Raw genomic sequence first — 15,741 nt, forward strand, 5'->3', positions numbered from 1 at the left:
CTGCGAGGTCCCGGATAGCTGCTTTCGCAGCTTCCGGGACGACAAGGAATGCGATTTCCGGGGCGACAGGGGGAGTCGTTTCCGGGACGACAGCGCGTGATTCACCCGCCGACGGTGAAGCTTTCCCCACAGCCACACTCGCCGGTGACATTGGGATTGCGGAAGCGGAATTCGCGCACCAGGCCCTCGTTGACGAAATCCACCGTGGTGCCGGCGACCATGGGCATGGCCTTGTCCGAGACGACGACTTTCAGGCCGTCCTGCTCGAATTCGTGGTCGGACTCCTCGACCTCGTGCGCCAGCCCCACATCGTAGGCGTAGCCCGAGCAGCCGGTACGGCGGATATCGATGCGCAGTCCGACGCCCCCGTCGCGCTCGAGGAACTCGCGTACCCGCTCGACGGCCGATTCGGTGAGAAGAATGCCGGATTCGCTTGCGTTTTCTTGGGTTGCCGTAGCCATGTTGGGTATTATTGCGGCTCGCGCGACAGCTTTCAACGAATAAGGACTCTCAACACCATGCAGACTGCCAGCATCAAGCAGGTGCTCGGCGGCGAAATCGCCGTCGGTTCCGAAGTCACCGTCCAGGGCTGGGTGCGTACCCGGCGCGACTCCAAGGCCGGATTTTCCTTCATCCACCTCAACGACGGCTCGACGCAAGGCAATCTGCAGCTGGTGGCCGACCAGGCGCTGCCCAATTACGAGGACGAGGTCCGGCATCTGACCTCGGGCTGCTCGCTGAGCTGCCGGGGCACCGTGGTCGAGTCCAAGGGCCGCGGCCAGTCGGTTGAGATCCAGGCCGGGAAAATCGAGGTCATCGGCTGGGTCACCGACCCCGATACCTACCCCGTCCAGCCCAAGAAGCACAGCTTTGAATTCCTGCGCACGGTCGCCCACCTGCGCCCGCGCACCAACACCTTCGGGGCGGTCACCCGGGTGCGTCATGCCGCCATGCAGGCGATTCACGAATTCTTCGACAGCCAGGGCTACTACTGGATCAACACCCCGATCATCACCTCCTCGGATGCCGAGGGCGCCGGCCAGCTCTTTCGCGTGTCCACGCTGGACCTGATGAACCTGCCGCGCACCGACGACGGCAAGGTCGATTTCGGCGAGGACTTTTTCGGCCGCGAGGCCTTCCTGACGGTCTCCGGTCAGCTCAACGTCGAGGCCTACTGCCTGGCGATGAGCAAGGTCTACACCTTCGGCCCGACCTTCCGGGCGGAAAACTCCAACACCGCCCGCCACCTGGCCGAGTTCTGGATGGTCGAGCCGGAAGTGGCTTTCGCCGACCTCGACGACCTGGCCGACCTGTCCGAGGACTTCCTGAAGTCCGTGTTCACGCGCGTGCTCGATCGATGTGGCGAGGACATGGCCTTCTTCGCCGAGCGCATCGAGCCCGAGGCGGTCACCCGTCTGGAGAAGCTGATCAAGACCGAATTCGTGCAGATGGACTACGCCGAGGCCATCGATATCCTCAAGGCGTCCGGCAAGAAGTTCGAGTATCCGGCCGAATGGGGCCTGGACCTGCAGACCGAGCACGAACGCTACCTGACCGAGCAGCACTGCAAGGCGCCGGTGGTGGTCAAGAACTACCCCGACGAGATCAAGGCCTTCTACATGCGCCTGAACGACGACGGCAAGACCGCCGCGGCCATGGATGTGCTCGCCCCCGGCATCGGCGAAATCATCGGCGGCTCGCAGCGCGAGGAACGCCTGGACATACTCGAGCGCCGCATGGCCGAGCACGGCCTCGATGCCGAGACCTACAGCTGGTACGTCGACCTGCGCCGCTACGGCACCGTCCCGCACTCGGGATTCGGCCTCGGCTTCGAACGCCTGCTCAACTACATCACCGGCCTGACCAATATCCGCGACGTCATTCCGTTCCCCAGAACCCCCGGCCACGCGCCGTACTAGCTCATATCGTGTCGTCCCGGCCCGAGCGGAGCGAGGAGCCGGGACCTCGCACGCCAACGCCCTGCACGGCCTGGCTCAGTGCCCGCCGATAAGTGCGAGGTCCCGGATAGCTGCTTTCGCAGCTTCCGGGACGACAGGGGGAGCCGTTTTCAGGACGCTGGGGGCGTGTCCGCGGCGACAATCGCAATCCCGTGTCGTCCCGGCCCGAGCGGAGCGAGGAGCCGGGACCTCGCACGCCAACACCCTGCACGGCCTATCTCAGTAAGGCACTGACGAACCAGCGCCGTCGAACTCCGCCAACTCCGGAAACAGATCCCGCCAACCGGAATTCTGTTGCTCGATCAACGCCAACTTCCACGCCCGGCGCCAGCGCTTGAGCCGCTTTTCTCGCTCGATCGCGGCGCAGATGTCGCCACATGCCTCGAAATGAACCAGCCGACGCAAGCGATATTTGCGGGTAAACCCCGAAACCCTGCCCAGTCGATGCTCCCACACCCGCCGAACCAAATCATTGGTGACGCCAATGTAGAGCGTTCCTCGCAAACGGTTTGTCAGGATGTAGACGTAGTACTGACGATCCATTTATGAAGTGTTGGCGATGCGCCATGCTCGGATCGATCGGAATTCAGCGTTCGCAGATGTAGGAATTGCACGTTAAGAGGCGGGGGATTGTTTGGAGCCGTGCAACCCGAGGGGTGCGAGGTCCCGGATAATCGCTGCGCGATTTCCGGGACGACAGCCCCCGTGTCGTCCCGACCGGAGCGAAGCGGAGAGCCGGGACCTCGCACGCCTGCCTCCGGCATAGCCTGGCTCAGTGCCCGCCGATGAGTGCGAGGTCCCGGATAACGGCTGCGCCGTTTCCGGGACGACAAGACGGGGCGGGTTCCGGGACGACAGGGGCGGGGCTGCCTTATTTACAAAACATACATCCATGTATGTATAATTGTGCGGTTGCCGAAGGACGCCCTGCCCGTCCGATTCAATCCCATCAGACCGGAGTCAACCGAACATGACGTTTTTCTGCCGTACCGGAACCCGGGTCCGGGACATGGCCGCCGTGTTTGCGGTCATTCTGCTGCTGTCTGCCTGTTCCGAGCCCCAGCAGGACCAGCAGCAGCCACCTCCCCCGGTCCGCTTCACGACCGTCGAAGCCACGGATGTCACGACCGAGGCGGAATACGCCGGCCGGGTGCGCGGTTCGCGCGAGGTCGAGGTGCGCTCGCGCGTGGAGGGCATTCTGCTCGAGCGGCTCTACAACGAGGGCCAGATAGTCGCCGCCGGCGACGAACTGTTCCGGGTCGATCCCGAACGCTACGAGATCGCCGTCCAGCGGGCGGAAGCCGAGCTGGCCAACGCCCGGGCCAGCTACAACCAGGCGCAGCGCGAATGGCGCCGAATCAGCGGGCTGTATGAACAAAATGCCGTCAGCGAGCGTGATCGCGACCAGGCGCAATCGGCACTGGAACTGGCCGAGGCGGGCGTGGCGCTGGCCCGGGCCGGATTGGCTTCGGCACAGCTCAATCTGGACTGGACCCGGGTCACCGCGCCGATCTCGGGCGTCACCGGGCTCGAAACGGTCTCGGAGGGCAGCCTGATCAGCACCGGCGCTCTGCTGACCACCATCACGCAGACCGATCCGGTACACGTGCGCTTCTCCCTGCCCGAGCGTGACGCGGTGATGCAGCAGCGTGCACGCCAGGCCATGCACGGCCGCGGTGAAACCACCGAGCAGACCGCCCGCCTGGAACTGCCCGACGGCCGCGAGTACGCCACGCCCGGACGGGTCGACTTCACCGACGCCACCATCGACCCGCGCACCGGCAGCGTGTCGGCGCGGGCCGTGTTTCCCAACACCGACGGCGAACTGGTGCCCGGCCAGTTCGTCCGCATTCGCATGACCACGCGGTCATTCGAGCAGGTCTTCAGCGTGCCGCGCGAAGCCGTGGCGCAGGGGGCCGACGGGGCGCGCCTGTTCATCGTCGGCGACGACGACACGGTGAGCGCCCGGCTCGTCGAACTGGGCCCGACCAGCGGAGAAAGCCGGATCATCATTTCCGGGCTGGAGAACGGTGAGCGCGTGGTCGTCAGCGGACTGAACAACCTGCGCGACGGCATGCCGGTCCAGGCACAACCCGTCGAAGCGAACCCCGAATCCGCCAGCGAACAAGGCGACGCCTGATCATGCTCAGATTCTTCATCGACCGGCCGATCTTCGCCTCGGTCATCTCGATCATCATCGTGCTGGCCGGCAGCGCGGCGCTTCGCGCCCTGCCGATCGAACTGTACCCGGACGTGGTGCCGCCGCAGGTGGTCGTCCAGGCGAACTATCCCGGCGCCAGCGCCGATGTCATCGCCGAGACGGTTGCCGCGCCCATCGAGCAGGAGATCAACGGCGTCGACGACATGATCTACATGGAGTCGACCGCCACCGACTCCGGCGCCCTGACGATCACCGTGTCGTTCGAGATCGGCACCGACCCCGACCAGGCCACCATCAACGTCAACAACCGCGTGCAGGCGGCCCTGCCCCGGGTACCGCAGACCGTGCGCCAGCTGGGTGTACGCGTGGAGTCGCGCTCGACCAACATCCTGCTGGTACCGGTGCTCTACTCGCCCGAGGGTTCGCACGACGCCCTGTTCATGTCCAACTACGCGCTGCTCAACGTGCTCGACGAGCTGGTGCGCGTGCCCGGCGTGGGCGATGCCTCGCTGTTCGGCCGCCAGGACTACTCGATGCGGATCTGGCTCAAGCCCGACAAGCTCGCCCAGTTCGGGCTGACCCCGGCCGACGTGGCCGGCGCGGTGCGCGACCAGAACGCGCAGTACGCCGCCGGCCGGCTCGGCGCCGAACCGGCGCCGGACGACACCGCCTTCACCATGGCGGTCTCGACCAGCGGCCAGCTCGCCGACGCCGAGGAATTCGAACGGATCATCCTGCGCTCGCAATCCGACGGCAGCGTGCTGCGCCTGGGCGATGTCGCCCGGGTCGAGCTCGGTGCCCAGGACTACAACTTCTCGGCCACCTACGACGACCAGCCCAGCGTGCCGATCGGCATCTACCTCCAGCCCGGCGCCAACGCGCTGGAAACCGCCCAGCGCGTGCGCGATGCCCTCGACGAAGCGCGAGGCCGCTTCCCGGCGGACCTGGACTACGCCATTCCCTTCGATACCACCGAATTCATCGATATCTCGATCCGCGAGGTCTTCACCACGCTGGTCATCGCCACGCTGCTGGTGGTTCTGGTCACCTTTGTGTTCCTGCAGCACCTGCGCGCGACGCTCATCCCGGTACTGGCCATTCCCGTCTCGCTGGTGGGCACCTTCGCCGGCATGCTGGCGATGGGCTTTTCGATCAACCTGCTCACGCTGTTCGGGCTGGTGCTTTCGATCGGGATCGTGGTCGACAACGCCATCATCGTGATGGAAAACGTCGAGCGGCTGATGCACGAGAAGAACATGAAAGCGCGTGAGGCCTCGGTCCAGACCATGCAGCAGGTCGCCGGCGCCGTGGTGTCGTCCACGCTGGTGCTGGTGGCGGTATTCGCCCCGGTCGCCTTCCTGGGCGGCATGAGCGGCGAGCTGTACCGCCAGTTCGCGGTGACCATCGCGGTGTCGGTGGTCGTCTCCGGCGTGGTCGCACTGACCCTCACGCCGGCGATGTGCGCGCTGCTGCTCGACGGCGAACGGCGCGACGTGTCCAAACCCTTCCAGTGGTTCAACAAGGGGTTCGAGAAATTCACCAACGGCTTCGTGGCGAGCGTGGAATGGCTGCTGCGCCGCTCGGTCATCGGCGTCGGGCTGTTCGTGCTGGTCATCGTGCTGGCCGTGCTCGGGATGCAGCGCCTCGCCCCCGGCCTGGTGCCGGCCGAGGACCAGGGCGTGGCCCTGGTGTCCTACTCACTGCCGCCCTCGGCCTCGCTCAACCGCACCGTCGAATTTCGCGACCGGCTCTCCGAGTCGTTGCTGGCGATGGACGAGATTGACGACTTCACCACTTTCGCGGGTTTCGACATCATCTCCATGAGCCAGCGCACCAACTCGGGTGCCGGCTTCGCCAACCTGGCCGACTGGAGCGAGCGTGAAGGTCCGGGCCAGGATGCCCAGTCGATGACCGGACGCATCATGGGCATGGGCATGCAGATGCCCGACGGGTTCGTGATCTCGTTCGCCCCGCCGCCGATCCAGGGCCTGTCGCTGACCGGCGGCGTGGAGGGCTACCTGGAAGTGCGCGGCGATGCCGACACCGCTGAAATCCAGGCCCTGGCCGCCCGCCTGATGGCCACAGCCAACGAGCGCCCCGAGCTGACCAATGCGCGCACCACGCTGGATACCTCCTTCCCGCGCTACCGGGCCGAAGTCGACCGCGACAAGGCGCTGGCCGCCGGCGTGCCGATCGGCCAGGTGTTCTCGACCATGCAGGCCACCTTCGGCTCGCTCTACGTCAACGACTTCACGCTGTCCGGGCGCAACTGGCAGGTCAACCTGCAGTCCGAAGGCGAGTTCCGCAGCACCCCCGAGGACCTTGACAAGGTCTTCGTGCGCTCGAACAGCGGCGAAATGATTCCGCTCAGTTCCCTCGTCCGTCTCGAGCGAACGTCGGGCGCGGATATCATCAACCGCTTCAACGTCAACTCGGCGGCCAAGATCATGGCCGACGCCGCCCCCGGCTACACCACCGGAGAGGCCAAGACCGCCATACAGGAAGTGCTCGACGCCGAAATCGACGATCGCAACGTACTACCCGGCTGGACCGGCGAGGCCTACCAGCTCGATGCCGCCGCCGGTGCCGGCACACTCGCCTTCGCCCTGGGCCTGGTGATGGTGTTTTTGATCCTCGCCGCCCAGTACGAGCGACTGACCCTGCCGCTGGCCGTGGCCACCGCCATACCCTTCGGCGTGCTCGGCGCGGCCCTGGCGGCCATGCTGCGCGGCTTTCCCAACGACATCTACTTCCAGGTGGGGCTGCTGGTGCTCATCGGCCTGGCCGCCAAGAACGCCATCCTGATCGTCGAGTTCGCCGCCCAGAACCGCGCATCGGGGATGAGTGCCTTCGAATCGGCCGCGGCGGCGGCTCGCCAGCGTTTCCGGGCCATCCTGATGACGGCATTCACCTTCATCATCGGCACCTTCCCGCTGGTCATCGCCAGCGGCGCCGGCGCGAACAGCCGCCAGGAGATCGGCACCGTGGTGGTCGGCGGCATGATCTTCGCCTCTACCCTGGCGCTGTTGTTCGTGCCGCTGTTCTACAAGCTGTTCGAGGACTTCTCGGACTGGCTCCGGCGGCGGCGTACCGAATCAAGTTCCGGAGACGCCTAAGTCATGGCACGCCGAACCAAGGCCGAAGCCGAAGCCACCCGCGAATCCCTGCTCGATGCCGCCGAGGCGGTCTTTTACGAAAAGGGGGTCGCAAGGGCCAGCCTGCGCGAAATCGCCCACACCGCCGGTGTCACGCGCGGGGCCCTGTACTGGCACTTCGAGGGCAAGGCCGACCTGTTCCAGAGCATGCTCGAGCGCGTCCACATGCCCTTCGAGGAACTGGTCGAGGCCATACCCGACGAACAGCGGGCCGAGGGCCATCTCGACGAGATTCGCCTGGCCTGCCTGCAGGCGATCGATCGGCTCGAACGCCCGCAGTACAAGCGCGTTCACGCCATCCTGCTGCATCGTTGCGAGTTCTTTGCCGATATCAACCCGGTCGGGATGCTGGCCGAACTCTCACGCGAGGCGGTGGCCGCCACCCTGCCCCGATTCGAAGCCGCACGCAGCGCCGGTGAGCTGCGTCCGGGGCTGAGTGCCGAAGACGCCAACCAACTGCTCCACGCAACCCTGCGCGGCCTGATTCATGGCTGGCATCTGGACACCTCGGCATTTTCACTCGCGGAGACCGGCAGTCGCCTGGTCGACCAGTGGTTCCGGCTGGTGTCGGCAGACGGCTGACTCAACCGTCCGCGAGCTCGACCCGATTGCGTCCGCCTTCCTTGGCGGCATACAGGGCCCGGTCGGCACGCTTGACCAGCTCGCGGCTCTGCTCGCCCTTTTCGTGTACGGCCACGCCGAAGCTGGCGGTGACGCTGCCGTAGTCCCGGATTTCCAGGACCTCGATCGCGGCTCGCAGCCGTTCAGCCAAGTGGGTCGCACCTTCGAGCCCGGTATTGGCGGATAGCACGATGAATTCTTCACCGCCCCAGCGGCCAACGTGATCGGTGTCGCGCAGCTGGGTCGAGACGGACCTGGCAACGTGCTTGAGCACCTCGTCGCCGGCGTCGTGCCCCCAGGTATCGTTGAAGCGCTTGAAATGGTCAATATCGAACATGACCAGCGCGCAGGGTCGACCGTAGCGTTCGGCCACGGAGACCTCGTGGTCGATGGCCTCTTCCATGCGGTAGCGATTCCACAGGCCGGTGAGGTGGTCACTGGTGGCCAGGCGCTCAAAGCGCTGATTGAGCCGACTGATCTCGCCGGCGGCGACCAGCACCGCAAGATCGCTGGCCAGATCGGCGGCGGCACGCCGCTCAACGGGCAGCCAGCGGGCACTTTGTCCGCGCACGGTTTCCTTCCAGGCCTCGAAGCTCTGGCGCGGCGACAGTCGGCCGCTTTCCCGATCGATCGCCTTTGCGGGATTACCCGCCCAGATTCTGGTTTCGGCCTTCTCGGAGCGAAAGAACAACAGCCAGGCGTCGCGCGGATTCTGGACCGGCAAAGGCACCGCCAGCAGGCCCGCGGCCCGCGCGGGTTTGCAGAACTCGGCCAGTCCGGTCTTGCCGAGCTCATTCGATGACCAGGCCAGGTCGCCGGAATGGTGCTCGCCTAGCCAGGCGACGATGCTTTCGATTGACTCGGTATCCGGCACGGTGCCCGCGCTGGCGCTCCAATCTCCCGCGACGAGCACCGCACCACTGGCATGGAAGACCCGCAGCCAGGCCGGCCCGTGCCGCGCCACGATTTCTTCCGGCTCGGAGAACTCGCCACGCTGGTCGACCAGCATGTCGCGACTGTCGTTGGCCCGCTGAATCAGCGCGGCTTCCTCGCGCGCCTGGATCAGTTCGAGCTGAAAGCAGGCTGTCTGCACCATGGCGCGCAGCGCATCACGCAGCGCCGGCGGCAGGATGTTGGGCGAGGCGGCGTGGCAGGCCAGCAATCCCCACAACTGACGATCCAGGTGCAGTGCAATCGACATCGAGGCGGTCACACCCATATTGGCCAGATAGGCGGCGTGAATCGGCGCGACCGCACGCAGAACGCCGCGCGAGAGGTCGAGGGGTGATTCGTCGACGGGATCGGTCGGCGGCACCAGGGGCACGGCTTGAGCCGCCGCATCCGGAATGTCGCGAACGCGCTTGACGCTATAGAGCCGACGGACCTGGGCGGGAATGTCGCTGGCCGGAAAGTGGTGGCCCAGATAACTGTCGGCGCCTTCGACCCGGCTTTCGGCAACGACGCTGCCGTTCCAGTCCTCGTCGAACCGGTAGATCATGACCCGATCGTAGCCGGCCAATTCGCGCACCAGGGCGGTCAGTCCCCGGAGCAATCCATCGCGCGTCGTGTAGCCGGACAGCTCGGTCTGCCAGTCGGCCAGGGCGCCGAAGAGCCAGCGTTCAGGATGACCGGACATCGGTTCGAGTTCAGCCACCACGCGCGACTCGCTGCGATAGGGCAGCAGGCTAAAGCGCCGCGCCCGACCACGGATACGCAGCGAAACAACCAGCGCGCCGTAACGGTTGCGCGTGTCGAGCTGGGCGCGAATCTGGTCGAGCCAGCGGCGAGTGAACAGCTGCTCGGGGGTCATGGCGAGCGCATCCTCCGGCGGTACCCCGAGGATGGATTCGAGATTGGCGCTGACCTGGCGCACCGCCTCGAGTTGTTCGTCCATGGCAATCAGCGCGCCATGCGGCTGAATCGCGCCCGGAATATGCACCGGCTCACGCTCGCAGGCTTCGAGCGCGGCATCCAGTTCCCGCTCGTCCATCACCCTACCCTTCTCTCCAGCAGCCGCTACTGACGGTCAAGTTAACGCAATTGGACGTCATGTTTCCCGCTTTCGAGGAAATCCAGGCCGGCCTTGTAGGCGGTAAATGCCGCCCGGGCACTTGCAACAGCCTGCTCGAGTGCTTCATCTTCTTCCAGCTCGTGCTCCAGAGTCGCCAGCAAAACAGCGTAGTCGTGGGGCGCCGTCGCCTCGCCGAAGAAACGGCAGGGAACGGTATCGCCCAGACTGGAATGGATGCATTTGGCAATAACCGCACTGCCCTGGCGCGACCCCTCCAGTACGTACACCCGGCCCCACCAGGCCGCGCGTTCATCCGAATCCTCCAGCCGGTTCTGCGAGAGTGGGGGAACGGGCCGGCCCAATTCGAACAGGTCCGCTTCCAGGCGTTCGAGACGCGCGGACAGTTCGAGTCCCGACCCGGGATGGTGGCGACTTTCATGAACCTGCCGTTCGAGTTGCGCGTGCGGTCGGTGCATGGCCGCGAGCGATTCAGCGTACTGCGCGCGGCTGAGATCACTGCTGGTGAGCCGCTGCATCAACGGGTGATGGTCCAGTTCGTGATGGGCTGCCGCCGTGGCCCGGCGCAAGGTCTGGTGGACGTGGCCCCGTAGACGCCTGCTCATGGCGTCACGATAGCAGTTGCGCGCCGAGCATGTACCACAGGGGCACGGTCACCGCTGACAGCAATACACCCCAGGCCACCAACGCGGAAGCCAATGGCGGCGCCAGCCGGGCCGCGGAGAGCAGCGCGGCGGCGGTAATCATCGGCGGCATGGTCGATTCCAGCAGGGCGACGCGCGCGATGTCGGGGCGTGTGTCGAGCAGCAGGATGATGCCCAGCGCCACGGCCGGCAGGATCAACAGCTTGCTCAGCAAACCGATCATCAATGGCCGACGGTACTCCGGCACCAGGCGCAGATGCAGGCTCATGCCGATCGCCAGGGTAACCAGCGGCAGCAGCATGTCGGCGAAGTTGTGCGCCAGGTTCATCAGCCACTCCGGGAACCAGGCATTGCCCAGCAGCAGTGCGCCGACCAGTGCGATAAAGGGCGGGAAGGTCACGATCCGCTTTGCCATGTCCCCGACCGCCGGACGCTGTCCGCTGCCGAACCAGGCGAGCACGAAAAGCGCGTGTGTACACACGATCAGGAAGGAACCGAACTGGTCGTAGACCACCGCGAAACGCACCTGCTCCTCGCCCAGCAGGGCCTCGACCAGGGGAAAGCCGAGAAACGAGGTATTGCCCAGCGGCAGCAACAGCAACAGGACGGCCACCGCCTCGCGTTTGAGTGCCAGCCAGCGCGCCAGCAAGAGCACCATAACGACGCTCACGGCGAGCAAGGCCCAGGGCACGATCACCAAGGGCAGTAACGCAGTGCTGGCTTCCAGGGTCGGCACGTGGATGAAGATCAGCGCCGGCAGGCACAACATGATCACCACGCGATTGAGCACTTCCGGCGCGCTGGGCGGGAAGAAGCGTGCCAGCAATCGCCCGACCACGATCAGGGAAATGATGACGAAATAGGCCGACATGGCCTGAAATCATACGGCAGATTGGCGCCGGCGAGGCGCGCAGGTTTCATGAAACCCGGTTGAAAGGATTTCGACAGGTATTCCGCCGCCGTGGATGGTGATCTCGCCTTTCTAACTGTCCTTCACGGGAGGTACTACCATGAAATTCAATATCATCAGCATCGCTTGCCTGGCCCTGGCCGTCAGCCCGGCATTTGCCGACAACCACGAAGAAGCCGAAGACTGGGTTCAGCGCGTCTATCTCGAATACGTCAAGGGCGACAAGCATGACGCGTACAAGGAAGTCGTCACCGAGTGGAACGAGTGCATCAAGGAAGCCGACGAAGATGCCGAGTGGTCCGTCTACCAGGCCGAAACCGGCAACGTCAATCGCTATGCATTCGTGGTCAACAACCAACGCTGGGCCGATTTCGACGACGACGATACGGAACTCGACGCCTGCTACGGGCAGTTCAAGGACCGCTATCATGACACCGTCGACAAGGTCTACGCCTCCTTCGACGTCTACCTCGAAGACCACAGCCATCACGTCGACGACGACAAGGATCGCTCGATCGCCTGGGTGACCAGCTTCGAACTCGAGGACCGACGTGCCTTTCTCGAAAACGTCAAGAAGTACACCGAGGCCGCAAAAGAGAATGAGTGGGGCGACCCCTTCTATTTCTATTCAGCCATCGGTGGAGAACACGGCAGCGGCATTTACGTTGTTTCGCCCGTGACCAGCTTTGCCGATTTCGACGGCGACAACGGCTTCTGGAAGATGCTCGAGGAACACTTCGGCGAAGAAGCATTCATGAAGATGCGCGAAACCGACCGCGAGTCGATCAAGGACTACCATGCCGACATCTGGGTCCGGGTCGACGAACTCAGTCACATGAAGGAATAGGCTTAAAAATCTAGACAAAAAACCCCGGCGCCCGGTGGGCGTCGGGGTCTCGTCTTGCTGACGACTCTTACAGGCCGGATCAGGCCAGGTCGAAGCGGTCCGCGTTCATCACCTTGTTCCAGGCATTGATGAAGTCGTGGACGAACTTTTCCTTGCCGTCTTCGCTGGCATAGACTTCGGCCACCGCGCGGAGCTGCGAGTTGGAACCGAAGACCAGGTCGTTGCGGGTGGCGGTCCACTTGACCTCGCCGCTTTCGCGATCGCGGCCTTCGTAGATGCCATCCCGGTCGGTCTCCTTAACGTCGGTGCTCATGTCGAGCAGGTTGACGAAGAAGTCGTTGGTCAGCGTACCCGGCCGGTCGGTCAGCACGCCGTGCGACGTCTGGTCGTGGTTGGCGCCAAGCGCACGCATACCGCCGACCAGGGCCGTCATCTCCGGCGCGGTCAGGCCGAGCAAGTGCGCCCGGTCGACCAGCAGTTCTTCCTGCGGCCGGTCGTGCGTGTGGCCGAGGTAGTTACGGAAACCGTCGGCTTCCGGCTCCAGCCACTCGAACGACTCGGCGTCGGTCTGCTCGTCGGTTGCGTCGGTGCGACCGGGTTCGAACGGCACGGTGACGTCGAAGCCGGCGTCCTTCGCCGCCTTCTCCACCGCAGCCACGCCGCCAAGCACGATCAGATCGGCCAGCGAGACCTTCTTGTTGCCCGACTGGGCATCGTTGAAGGCTTTCTGCACGCTCTCGATCTTGTCGAGCCAGCCGTCGAGCTTCTCGGGCTGGTTGGCTTCCCAGTCCTTCTGCGGGGCCAGGCGGATGCGTGCGCCGTTGGCGCCGCCGCGCTTGTCGGTGTGGCGATAGGTCGAGGCCGAGGCCCAGGCCACGAAGGCCAGCTCGGAGACCGACAGACCGGAGTCGAGCAGCTTGCCCTTGAGTTCGGCAACGTCGTTGTCGTCAATCAGGTCATGATCAACCTTGGGTACCGGGTCCTGCCAGATCAACTCTTCGTCCGGCACTTCGGGGCCGAGATAGCGATCGATCGGGCCCATGTCGCGATGGATCAGCTTGAACCAGGCCCGCGCGAAGGCATCGGCGAACTCGTCCGGGTTCTTCCAGAAATGCTCCGAGATCTTGCGGTAGTCGGGATCGACCTTCAGCGCCAGGTCGGTAGTCAGCATCATCGGCGCGTGGGTCTCATTGGGATCATGCGCGTCAGGCACGATGCCCTGGGCTTCGTCATTGACGGGACGCCACTGCCAGGAGTCACCCGGGCCCTTGTGCTTTTCCCATTCGAAGTTGAACAGGTTCTCGAAGAAGGTCATGTCCCACTTCGTCGGAGTCTGGGTCCAGGCACCCTCGATACCGCTGGTGATGGAGTCCTTGCCCTTCCCGGTGCCGAAGTCGCTCTTCCAGCCCAGGTTCTGCTGTTCGATGGGAGCGGCTTCCGGCTCGGCACCCAGGTGCGAATCCGGGGCCGCGCCGTGGCACTTGCCGAAGGTGTGGCCGCCGGCAATCAGGGCGACGGTTTCGTAGTCGTCCATGGCCATGCGAGCGAAGCTCTGCCGGATGAAGGAAGCCGCTTCGGCCGGATCGGGATTGCCGTCGGGCCCTTCGGGATTGACGTAGATCAGGCCCATGTGGTCGGCAGCCAGCGCACCCATCAGCTCACCGTCTTCGCGGTGGCGCTCATTGCCCAGCCATTCGCTTTCAGGGCCCCAGAAGACATCGCCTTCCGGCTCCCAGACGTCCTCGCGGCCGCCGCCGAAACCGAAGGTCTTGAAGCCCATGGATTCGAGCGCGACGTTGCCGGCCAGGATCAGCAGGTCGGACCAGGACAGCTGCTTGCCGTACTTCTGCTTGATCGGCCACAGCAGGCGACGGGCCTTGTCCAGGTTGCCGTTATCGGGCCAGCTGTTGAGGGGTGCGAAACGCTGGTTGCCGGTCGAGCCGCCACCACGGCCGTCGGTCACGCGATAGGTGCCGGCGGCGTGCCAGGTCATGCGGATGAACAACGGACCGTAGTGACCGTAGTCGGCCGGCCACCAGTCCTTCGATTCGGTCATCAAAGCGTGGAGGTCCTTCTTGACCGCGTCATAGTCGAGCTTTTCGAACTCCTGGGCGTAGTCGTATTCCTCGCCCATGGGGTCGACCTTGTCCGAATTCTGGTTGAGAATCCGCAAGTTGAGGCTCTCGGGCCACCAGGTCGAGTTCGACAGCGCACCGCTCGCGGTGTGCCGGAACTTCGCCGGTGCAAACGGGCATTTCGCTTCAGTATCCATTTCTCTCCTCCGGTTTAGCGTGCTTTTTGAATCGGGTCAACGCAGACAGTGCGCGCGACCAACTTGAATCACAACCCCGAGATGATAGCGAAGCGCCGCCGATTTGCAAAATAAATTGTTTTCATGCTACCGATAGCGTACGGGTATAACGGCAATCAAAGCACAGCCGGGCACATTCATAGTTTGCGAACCCGGCAAGAACCGGGTTCGCGCCCCTTCTGGGACCTCACGCACTGCAACTGCAATCGCATGGCTCGGCTTCGGGATTGTGCGCATCCCCTTTGACAACGAACACCTCCCAGCGGTGCCCGTCGGGATCGGCAATCCAGACCTTATCCTGGACGGCGTGGCAGCAATCCGTATCCGTTTCGACCAGGGTCTCCAGGCCCGCCGCCTGGAGCCGCTCGATGGACTGGAATACCGCTTCGCGATCGGCCACCTGAACACCCAGGTGCGAAACGGAACCCTCGTTCGCCTGATTCAGCGCCAGTTTCAAAGGCGGGTTGTCCAGTTCGAAATTGGCGTAGCCCGGGCGAACCTTGGCCGGCTCGGCCTGCAGGAAATTCCGGTAGAAGGCCAGGGCTGCATCCAGATTCCTTACGTCGAGTGAGATGTGCGTCTTGTTCATTTGGTACTCCTGTAATTCTGCAATTATCGAAGTAAATGGACGAAAAAGGCCACTGAAACCATGGAAGAATCAGCCTAGCAACAGCGACCAGCGAAGTCCGAGTCCACCACCGAATTGCGGCTGCAGCACTCGGAATACAGAAAATCGAGCAGGGCCTGAAGGGTGTCGTCCCGGGCAGCGTAACGAATCCACTGACTCTCCCGCACCGAGACCACCAGCCCGACTTCACGCAGTCGATGCAGGTGATGCGAAAGCGTCGAGGCCGGAATTCCCAGCTTCTCCTGGATCTCCCCGGCCGCCACGGCGTCCGGATAGGCCGCCAACAACAGTCGCATGACTTCCAGACGGGCGCCCTGCCCCAGCGCTGCGAACACGGGCGCCAGGTCCTCGGCCGAATCCAATTGTCCGGAGTGACTTTTCATATTTCCAGAATACTCGAAATACTAGCTGGATGCAACCGCAAACTTCCTCTGGAGTGGCCCACAACCGCTTCATGCCCCGGACCGTCTTCCCCGC

The 15,741-nt window shown here is 64.2% G+C and carries 13 protein-coding genes; 5 read left to right on the forward strand and 8 right to left on the reverse strand.

From position 1 onward, the window contains the following. Positions 1-101: 101 nt before the first annotated feature. Positions 102-461 (reverse strand): iron-sulfur cluster assembly accessory protein, encoded by a 360-nt coding sequence (locus DZK26_RS08535; RefSeq protein WP_116896782.1) that lies wholly within the window; start codon positions 459-461, stop codon positions 102-104. 57 nt (positions 462-518) lie between these two features. Between DZK26_RS08535 and asnS the strand changes: the two genes are divergently transcribed. Further along, the gene (asnS, locus tag DZK26_RS08540; protein ID WP_116896781.1) at positions 519-1,919 is read left to right on the forward strand and encodes an asparagine--tRNA ligase; all 1,401 of its coding nucleotides are present in this window, start codon (positions 519-521) and stop codon (positions 1,917-1,919) included. 258 nt (positions 1,920-2,177) lie between these two features. On the opposite strand, the gene DZK26_RS08545 is transcribed toward asnS, so the two are convergent. After that, on the reverse strand, positions 2,178-2,501 hold the full coding sequence (locus tag DZK26_RS08545) for a GIY-YIG nuclease family protein (protein ID WP_116896780.1): 324 nt from the start codon (positions 2,499-2,501) through the stop codon (positions 2,178-2,180). Between the two features lie 427 nt (positions 2,502-2,928). Between DZK26_RS08545 and DZK26_RS08550 the strand changes: the two genes are divergently transcribed. From DZK26_RS08550 to DZK26_RS08560, 3 genes are read left to right on the forward strand one after another with little or no spacing between them, the layout of a single operon-like run. After that, positions 2,929-4,098, forward strand: a complete 1,170-nt coding sequence (locus tag DZK26_RS08550) for an efflux RND transporter periplasmic adaptor subunit (RefSeq protein WP_116896779.1) — start codon at positions 2,929-2,931, stop codon at positions 4,096-4,098. A gap of 2 nt (positions 4,099-4,100) precedes the next feature. After that, positions 4,101-7,235, forward strand: coding sequence for an efflux RND transporter permease subunit (locus tag DZK26_RS08555; RefSeq protein ID WP_116896778.1), 3,135 nt, complete (start codon positions 4,101-4,103; stop codon positions 7,233-7,235). Between the two features lie 3 nt (positions 7,236-7,238). After that, a complete protein-coding gene (locus tag DZK26_RS08560; RefSeq protein WP_116896777.1) occupies positions 7,239-7,856 on the forward strand; it encodes a TetR family transcriptional regulator in 618 nt (205 codons plus the stop codon). 1 nt (position 7,857) lies between these two features. On the opposite strand, the gene DZK26_RS08565 is transcribed toward DZK26_RS08560, so the two are convergent. Genes DZK26_RS08565 through DZK26_RS08575 form a run of 3 tightly spaced genes read right to left on the reverse strand, consistent with a single transcriptional unit; the run spans position 7,858 to position 11,439 of the window. Continuing rightward, positions 7,858-9,885, reverse strand: coding sequence for a sensor domain-containing diguanylate cyclase (locus tag DZK26_RS08565; RefSeq protein ID WP_116896788.1), 2,028 nt, complete (start codon positions 9,883-9,885; stop codon positions 7,858-7,860). A 41-nt stretch (positions 9,886-9,926) separates the two neighbouring features. Next, entirely contained in the window at positions 9,927-10,529 is a 603-nt protein-coding gene (locus DZK26_RS08570) for a biliverdin-producing heme oxygenase (protein WP_116896776.1), read from the reverse strand. Positions 10,530-10,533: 4 nt separating this feature from the next. After that, positions 10,534-11,439, reverse strand: coding sequence for an AEC family transporter (locus tag DZK26_RS08575; protein WP_116896775.1), 906 nt, complete (start codon positions 11,437-11,439; stop codon positions 10,534-10,536). A gap of 139 nt (positions 11,440-11,578) precedes the next feature. On the opposite strand from DZK26_RS08575, the gene DZK26_RS08580 reads away from it, so the two are divergent. Further along, a complete protein-coding gene (locus tag DZK26_RS08580) occupies positions 11,579-12,325 on the forward strand; it encodes a hypothetical protein (protein ID WP_116896774.1) in 747 nt (248 codons plus the stop codon). Between the two features lie 79 nt (positions 12,326-12,404). On the opposite strand, the gene katG is transcribed toward DZK26_RS08580, so the two are convergent. The 3 genes from katG to DZK26_RS08595 all read right to left on the reverse strand — a co-directional run bounded on the left by katG (position 12,405) and on the right by DZK26_RS08595 (position 15,647). Continuing rightward, positions 12,405-14,597 carry a catalase/peroxidase HPI gene (katG, locus tag DZK26_RS08585; RefSeq protein ID WP_116896773.1) on the reverse strand — a complete coding sequence of 731 codons (2,193 nt, stop codon included), beginning with the start codon at positions 14,595-14,597 and terminating at the stop codon, positions 12,405-12,407. Positions 14,598-14,823: 226 nt separating this feature from the next. Then, the gene (locus DZK26_RS08590; protein WP_116896772.1) at positions 14,824-15,225 is read right to left on the reverse strand and encodes an ArsI/CadI family heavy metal resistance metalloenzyme; all 402 of its coding nucleotides are present in this window, start codon (positions 15,223-15,225) and stop codon (positions 14,824-14,826) included. Positions 15,226-15,299: 74 nt separating this feature from the next. Beyond that, the gene (locus DZK26_RS08595) at positions 15,300-15,647 is read right to left on the reverse strand and encodes a helix-turn-helix transcriptional regulator (protein WP_116896771.1); all 348 of its coding nucleotides are present in this window, start codon (positions 15,645-15,647) and stop codon (positions 15,300-15,302) included. Positions 15,648-15,741: the final 94 nt, after the last annotated feature.

Origin of the sequence: Wenzhouxiangella sp. 15190 (assembly GCF_003417465.1) — a bacterium.
GTDB lineage: Bacteria > Pseudomonadota > Gammaproteobacteria > Xanthomonadales > Wenzhouxiangellaceae > Wenzhouxiangella.

Coding starts and splice junctions, on each gene's coding strand:
- DZK26_RS08550 (WP_116896779.1), top strand. CDS start 2,929: ATGACGTTTTTCTGCCGTACCGGAACCCGGGTCCGGGACATGGCCGCC.
- DZK26_RS08555 (WP_116896778.1), top strand. CDS start 4,101: ATGCTCAGATTCTTCATCGACCGGCCGATCTTCGCCTCGGTCATCTCG.
- DZK26_RS08580 (WP_116896774.1), top strand. CDS start 11,579: ATGAAATTCAATATCATCAGCATCGCTTGCCTGGCCCTGGCCGTCAGC.
- katG (WP_116896773.1), bottom strand. CDS start 14,597: ATGGATACTGAAGCGAAATGCCCGTTTGCACCGGCGAAGTTCCGGCAC.
- DZK26_RS08535 (WP_116896782.1), bottom strand. CDS start 461: ATGGCTACGGCAACCCAAGAAAACGCAAGCGAATCCGGCATTCTTCTC.
- DZK26_RS08565 (WP_116896788.1), bottom strand. CDS start 9,885: ATGGACGAGCGGGAACTGGATGCCGCGCTCGAAGCCTGCGAGCGTGAG.
- DZK26_RS08590 (WP_116896772.1), bottom strand. CDS start 15,225: ATGAACAAGACGCACATCTCACTCGACGTAAGGAATCTGGATGCAGCC.
- DZK26_RS08595 (WP_116896771.1), bottom strand. CDS start 15,647: ATGAAAAGTCACTCCGGACAATTGGATTCGGCCGAGGACCTGGCGCCC.
- asnS (WP_116896781.1), top strand. CDS start 519: ATGCAGACTGCCAGCATCAAGCAGGTGCTCGGCGGCGAAATCGCCGTC.
- DZK26_RS08570 (WP_116896776.1), bottom strand. CDS start 10,529: ATGAGCAGGCGTCTACGGGGCCACGTCCACCAGACCTTGCGCCGGGCC.
- DZK26_RS08560 (WP_116896777.1), top strand. CDS start 7,239: ATGGCACGCCGAACCAAGGCCGAAGCCGAAGCCACCCGCGAATCCCTG.
- DZK26_RS08575 (WP_116896775.1), bottom strand. CDS start 11,439: ATGTCGGCCTATTTCGTCATCATTTCCCTGATCGTGGTCGGGCGATTG.
- DZK26_RS08545 (WP_116896780.1), bottom strand. CDS start 2,501: ATGGATCGTCAGTACTACGTCTACATCCTGACAAACCGTTTGCGAGGA.